This is a genomic window from Pedobacter sp. MC2016-05, assembly GCF_026239735.1.
Lineage (GTDB): Bacteria > Bacteroidota > Bacteroidia > Sphingobacteriales > Sphingobacteriaceae > Pedobacter.
Genome location: NZ_JAPIVT010000010.1, coordinates 153,118 through 159,293, shown reverse-complemented (window position 1 = coordinate 159,293; position 6,176 = coordinate 153,118). Strand labels below are relative to the sequence as shown.

9 protein-coding genes are annotated in these 6,176 nt (G+C 36.8%); 3 read left to right on the top strand and 6 right to left on the bottom strand.

Annotated elements, in window-relative coordinates; translation table 11 throughout:
* Positions 1 to 76 precede the first annotated feature (76 nt).
* The 6 genes from OQZ33_RS14475 to OQZ33_RS14450 are packed head-to-tail and all read right to left on the bottom strand — an operon-like array spanning position 77 to position 3,399.
* Positions 77 to 229, bottom strand: a complete 153-nt coding sequence (locus OQZ33_RS14475; RefSeq protein WP_265799738.1) for an ankyrin repeat domain-containing protein — start codon at positions 227 to 229, stop codon at positions 77 to 79.
* Positions 229 to 513 (bottom strand): hypothetical protein, encoded by a 285-nt coding sequence (locus OQZ33_RS14470; RefSeq protein ID WP_265799737.1) that lies wholly within the window; start codon positions 511 to 513, stop codon positions 229 to 231. Before OQZ33_RS14470 ends, OQZ33_RS14475 begins: the two co-directional genes overlap by 1 nt.
* Position 514: 1 nt before the next feature.
* Positions 515 to 1,363 carry a hypothetical protein gene (locus OQZ33_RS14465; protein WP_265799736.1) on the bottom strand — a complete coding sequence of 283 codons (849 nt, stop codon included), beginning with the start codon at positions 1,361 to 1,363 and terminating at the stop codon, positions 515 to 517.
* Between the two features lie 3 nt (positions 1,364 to 1,366).
* Positions 1,367 to 1,741: a GntR family transcriptional regulator gene (locus OQZ33_RS14460; RefSeq protein ID WP_265799735.1), complete on the bottom strand. Its 375-nt coding sequence runs from the start codon at positions 1,739 to 1,741 to the stop codon at positions 1,367 to 1,369.
* Between the two features lie 17 nt (positions 1,742 to 1,758).
* Positions 1,759 to 2,568 carry a hypothetical protein gene (locus tag OQZ33_RS14455; RefSeq protein ID WP_265799733.1) on the bottom strand — a complete coding sequence of 270 codons (810 nt, stop codon included), beginning with the start codon at positions 2,566 to 2,568 and terminating at the stop codon, positions 1,759 to 1,761.
* Between the two features lie 3 nt (positions 2,569 to 2,571).
* On the bottom strand, positions 2,572 to 3,399 hold the full coding sequence (locus OQZ33_RS14450) for an ATP-binding cassette domain-containing protein (protein WP_265799731.1): 828 nt from the start codon (positions 3,397 to 3,399) through the stop codon (positions 2,572 to 2,574).
* Between the two features lie 169 nt (positions 3,400 to 3,568).
* Here OQZ33_RS14450 and OQZ33_RS14445 point away from each other — a divergent pair, with 169 nt between their 5' ends.
* The 3 genes from OQZ33_RS14445 (at position 3,569) to OQZ33_RS14435 (ending at position 6,104) form a co-directional block, all read left to right on the top strand.
* A complete protein-coding gene (locus OQZ33_RS14445; RefSeq protein WP_265799730.1) occupies positions 3,569 to 3,964 on the top strand; it encodes a DoxX family protein in 396 nt (131 codons plus the stop codon).
* Between the two features lie 2 nt (positions 3,965 to 3,966).
* Positions 3,967 to 4,956: an aldo/keto reductase gene (locus OQZ33_RS14440; protein ID WP_265799729.1), complete on the top strand. Its 990-nt coding sequence runs from the start codon at positions 3,967 to 3,969 to the stop codon at positions 4,954 to 4,956.
* A 68-nt stretch (positions 4,957 to 5,024) separates the two neighbouring features.
* Positions 5,025 to 6,104 (top strand): NADH:flavin oxidoreductase/NADH oxidase, encoded by a 1,080-nt coding sequence (locus OQZ33_RS14435; protein WP_265799727.1) that lies wholly within the window; start codon positions 5,025 to 5,027, stop codon positions 6,102 to 6,104.
* Positions 6,105 to 6,176 lie beyond the last annotated feature (72 nt).

The window sequence follows — 6,176 nt, the reverse complement described above, 5'->3', positions numbered from 1 at the left end:
CAATAGCATTGGTGATGACACCAACCGATAGACAAAACTGAACATCAAAGCATCCAAAATCAGAGGCTTTGTTGGGTTACTTAGCAAGAAAATCTATTAGTTCCTTTTTATTGTACTTGTGGGCATAATCAAGCGCTGTCTTCCCCTCGTTATTTTTCAAGTCCATTTTGGCGCCGGCATTTATTAAGAATTTAGCCGCCTCGAGCTGGCCATATTTGGCAGCATACATCAGCGGAGTTTATCATCGCAAATTTTATCTACATCTACTTTAACTGAAATTAAATCCTGCAAAATCTTAATTGAACCAGTTCTAATACTTATGGCTAATAAGGAGTACGGCTTATCTTCTAGCAGTAAACACGAATCCAGATTAATTTTATCCTGCATAAGGGCATTTTTAAATGCCATTACATCATCGGTTCTAAATGCATTTTTTAATCCATGTGACAAACTTTGCGCATGCGATAGAATTACAGAAAACATTAGGAAAACAAATATTTTTAGTGGTTTCATTTTAATTTTTCATTAATAGTTTTAGGTTTTTAGCAGAGGCATTTAGCGCAGTCGAATCTGAAAAATCTCCATGCGCTTTGTTAACAAGCATATGGGTTAAAACAACGCTCGATTTACCTTGAGTAGTAATCGAGAGGCTATCAATTTTACACTTATTTCTGTTCAATTTATCACCCTCAATAGCAATATGAGAATCTCCCTTGATCGCAATGGTTAAAACTTTGTATGAGGTTCCGCTAGCCCTAAACTCACTGTTATCTAAATTCAGATTAAGATCATCGACGTAATTATTGCTTTGCGAAAAATTTAGCACATGATTGCCATTTACATTTAGCCTTCCGATTTTTGTGTTGGGGTGGAACAACATACTCTGAAGATTATTCACATTCAAATCAAGCTGTTTAGTTTTTGCGTTGATTTCTAACTGCAAAGCTTTGGTTACTGACAGTTGTTTAATTACTGGAGCAAAAATAACCAGGCTTAAAAAATCCATCTTTTTATCTTTTGAAGCTTTGCTTGAAATTTGGAGCACACCGTTTGCATCAACAACAGTTATCAAGTTCTCGCTTTCATTTTCAGAAATCTTTAATCCATTTTGTGGACTTTCCACTAACGTAATTTTTAAGATTGTGCTTTTCGAAGCGGTTACATTTACTTTTTCGAATGTTTTATCCAGTTTTCGAAGTTTAAAATAAGGAGTAACAGCATCAAACTTATCTAAACTTTCACTATTCTTAATTATTTTATCTTCTGGCAAATAGTTGAACTTCACATTGATCGCAATAACCAAAATGGGTACAATAATGAGCAACAATGCTAGCGCTATTAATAATTTATTACTTGTTTTCATGTTCTAATCGTTAAAATTTTGCTCAACAAATGTTTCATATTTAGCTTTCAATTCATCAAAGCCAATATTTAATAAATAGATGTTCCTGAATACCACCGGTAATTCATCATCTATAAACTGTACTTTACGATAATTTTTAACCTGATCGATTGCACCTCCATCAACAAAAAAACCGATACCTCTTTTATTATTGATGATATTTTTATTTTGAAGCAATTCATAGGTACGCATTACGGTATTTGGGTTTACTTCCATTACTACTGCAAGCTCTCTTACTGAAGGTACTTTTTCTTCGGCTTTCCATTTCCCCAGCAAAATATGTTCACAAACATAATCTGCTATTTGAAGGTATATCGCCTTATTATCTCTAAATTCCATATCTATACCTATTAAAATTAAACCTCTTTCTCTTTTAAACGAACGTAGGTAATCAGCCAAAAAATTAAAGTAAGCACTAACGTAATTAAGCAAAGGCTGAGCAATATATTTTCCTTATCACCACCTATCGTTATCTTAGACTTACCTGTGGTTAAAACATCAGCGGCTTTATAAATGAGGTACAAACCAACTGCCAGGAACAGCATTACTGATACCGCGGTTTTGATATAATGGAAACTCGTAAAATAAGCGGAACCCAATAAAAATATGCTAGTAATCAGAAATGGGAAGCCAAAAAAAGCCATGCAGTATTCCCGATATTTTGCATCGTTAAAAACTTGCGAAAAAATACTATCTACCGCTGCAACCGAAGCACCTTTATTATATAAACTTTTGAATTCGCTCAGGTGTAGATTCAGATATTTTACAAAAGCAATATCGATTAAATAATAAATGAGGATATAACTGGCAAAACTCACTAAAGTAGTGTAGAAAACGCCACTCAAAAACTTTTCAAAGGTAGATGCCGGCGTCATTAGTTCTAATATGGCTCTGGATTTTTGACCCAAAATAGAGAAGTAGCTACTCGCTACAATACTGATGAAAAGGAAACCGAGCATTAAATAAATTCCGTATCTAAAACGCATATCCAAATTCCCATCGTAGTCGAAATTATTATATTCGCTGGGCGATGGAATGTAATAAAGATAAAAACCAACAATAGCGCCAACCACTACTACCAGGCTAATAAGGTAGATTTTTCCAAAATCCAACCATTGTCTTTTAAGCAATAAGCCAAATCGATTAATATTAAATGTATTGTTCATGGCTTAATTAAATAAAGGTTTAAATTTGATCTTTTCGGCGAGAATAGCATTGAATAGCAGCTCGATATCTAATTTGCTATCTTCCTGATGATAATTTGGCATAACGGCATTGTAGCCAGATAACGATTGCTCAGCATAAATTATACTTGCATCTATTTCCTTCACCTTTTTGAAGGTTAGCTTCTCGGTAATTTCGTCTACAGATGCTTTTAAAGCAATATCATTTTCATCTAACATGATTACCGTGTCAATCAGGTTATCTAAATCCCTAACCTGGTGGGTCGAGATAATAATGCAACGATCATCGGTTAAAGCTGAAGCCATAATTTTTCTGAATTGTGCTTTCGATGGGATATCTAATCCATTTGTGGGCTCATCCATAATAACCAGCTTTGCCTGCGTAGCCAAACCGAAAGCTATAATTACTTTCTTTTTCTGTCCATAACTCATATCAACTAGCTTTTGCGAAATGGGGATATCGAATTCTTTAATCAAATCACCGAAGTAAGAATGATTAAAGTTCTTGTAAAACGGCGAATTGGCTTTGATATAAGCATCGATTTTTACGGCGGGGAGATAAAACTCTTCTGGAATGAAACAAATCTGCTCTAAAAGTGCTGGCTGTCTATCTTTAGGATTATAACCCAAAACATTTAGTGTACCACTTTGGGCATAAACCAGACCGGCCAAATTCTTAAGCAGGGTAGATTTGCCTGCCCCGTTTTTACCAAGCAAACCATAAATATGGCCCGCCGTTAGCTGCAAACTTAAATTCTTGAACAACGAATTATGCTTGCTATAACTAAAATTAAGACTATCAATTTGAATCATAATACTGTATTAGTTAAATAATACACTAATGTATAGCTTATTATTTAGATTCCAAATTATTGGGTAGATATTTTTTTTTATAACCCCTTTGTAAAAACTAAGTTTAATACTCGTTGCATTAAAACTTCCTTAACATTTGGATTGTATGTTTGTGAGAAAGCATTAAAAAATGGATAAAAATTGGGCATACTTACTTAGTCGTTTAGCAATTGGCTTAAGTTTTTTCGGCCACGGGTTGGTTCGGCTACCAAAGCTTACTGGTTTTAGCAATTGGATGGTTGGTCAATTTTCGAAATCATTTTTGCCTGATGCTTTACTGATTCCTTTCAGCTACATTTTACCCATTGCCGAATTTATAGCAGGTGTATTAATTATTTTGGGCTTGTTTACCCGACAAGGTTTATTACTTGCAAGCTTAATTTCACTAAGCCTTATTTTCGGCACTACCCTGATCGAAAACTGGGAAGCCTTACCTTCCCAACTAATACATATCGCATTTTTGGCGGTGTTACTGGCATATTTACCATACAATACTTACGCAATAGATAAAATCATAAAAAAATAATTATGGAATACAGAAAAATAGGAAATTCAGACTTAGAACTTTCTGCCATTACATTTGGTGCCTGGGCAGCTGGTGGATGGATGTGGGGAAGTACTGATAGAAATGATGCGATTAGAGCAATAAAAGCGGGGTACGATTTGGGGGTAACCTCAATAGATACCGCACCCATTTACGGACAGGGTGAAAGTGAAGAGATTGTAGGCGAAGCAGTGAAAGAAATCTCCAGAGATAAAATCCAACTGGTTACTAAGTTTGGCATGCGCTGGGACCTGGACAAAGGTAAGTTAGCCATGCAATCAAAAAATAACGATGGCAAGAACATCGACATTTATAAATATGCCGGAAAAGAGAGTGTAATTTATGAGTGTGAACAATCTTTGAAAAGGCTGGGAACCGATTATATCGATTTATACCAAATTCATTGGGCAGATGAAACTACTCCAATCAGCGAAACCTTTGAAGCCGTTAGCAGATTAATTGAACAGGGAAAAGTGCGTTACGCTGGTGTTTGTAATTACAATGTGGCACAACTGAAAGAGGCAGATCAAACATTGGAAATTATTTCGAATCAAATTCCTTTTAGTATGGTAAACCGTGGAGTGGAAGTAGAAACGGTTCCTTATTGTATAGAAAAAAACAAATCTATTTTGGCTTATAGTCCCATGGAGAGAGGTTTGCTCACAGGCAAAATGACTTCTGAATATCAATTTGAGGAAGGCGATCATCGGAAGGGAAACAAATTCTTCACTCCAGAAAGTATTCAAAAAACAAATGCATTTTTGGAAAAAATTAAGCCTTGGGCTGATGAAAAAAATGCAACTTTATCTCAACTCGTTTTGCGTTGGACAATCGAAAGGCCTGGGATCACGATTGCCCTGGCTGGCGCTAGAAACGAGAAACAATCCGTTCAAAATGCGGAGGCCATTAACGTAAAACTAAGTACTGAAGAAATTCAATTGATCAATAACGAACTGCAAAACGCAGGTTTTTAAATACAAAGCCTGCACAAAAAAATGGAATTAAAATGATTTCATTTGTCTGCGGTAAAATCTAAATAATCATGTCAAAATTATTCTCTGCTTTCACTTTAAAGGATGTAACCTTAAAAAATAGAATTGTAATATCGCCAATGTGCCAATACTCTGCCGTGGATGGCTTTGCCAACGATTGGCATTTGGTACATTTAGGGAGCCGTGCTGTTGGTGGTGCTGGTTTAATTATCCAGGAAGCAACTGCTGTGCTTCCAGAGGGTAGAATTACCCATGCCGATTTAGGTATCTGGAAAGATGAACATCTTGAAAGACTGAAGCAGATTGTTTCATTTATCCATGCAAACGGAGCAATTGCCGGTATCCAGCTGGCACATGCAGGCAGAAAAGCAAGTTGCGAGTTGCCTTGGAATGGCGGAGAACAAATTGCCGAAGGTGAAAACAGTTGGACACCTGTCGGACCGTCTCCACTTCCATTCAAAAATGGACAAGTTATACCTCATGAATTGAGCATTTCTGAAATTCAGGATATCGTTTTTGCTTTTAGAGCTGCTGCAAAACGGGCTTTAGAAGCCGGGTATAAAGTATTGGAAATCCATGCGGCACACGGCTATCTGTTACATCAATTTTTTAGTCCGTTAAGCAACAACCGCACCGACGTTTATGGCGGCAGTTTCGAAAACCGCATTCGCCTGGTGATCGACGTAGTAGAAGCTGTGCAATCAGTATGGCCAGAAAACCTACCAATTTTTGTGCGTATTTCTGCAACAGACTGGACCGAAAATGGTTGGAATGAGCATGACTCGCTTCAATTGTCGGCAGTTTTAAAAGATAGAGGAGTTGATTTAATTGATACTTCATCTGGAGGGAACGTACCTGATGCTTTTATACCTGCAGGGCCAAATTATCAGGTTCCTTTTGCTGATAAAATCAGAAATGAAATTGGGATTTATACAGGTGCAGTCGGCATTATTGTCGACCCTCAACAGGCAGAAGATATTCTTCAGGAAGATAGAGCTGATTTGATTTTCATTGCCCGCGAATCACTTCGTGATGCTTATTTCCCAACCCATGCGGCACAGGTTTTAGGTGATGATACGGAATGGCCAAATCAATATGTAAGGGCTAAAAGAGAAACGGTTAAGAAGTAGTAACAAAGCCGTCCTTTCGGGCGGCCTCCGAGAAATCTTTTGATTATAAAAAAAGGCACATCTCTCTACTCC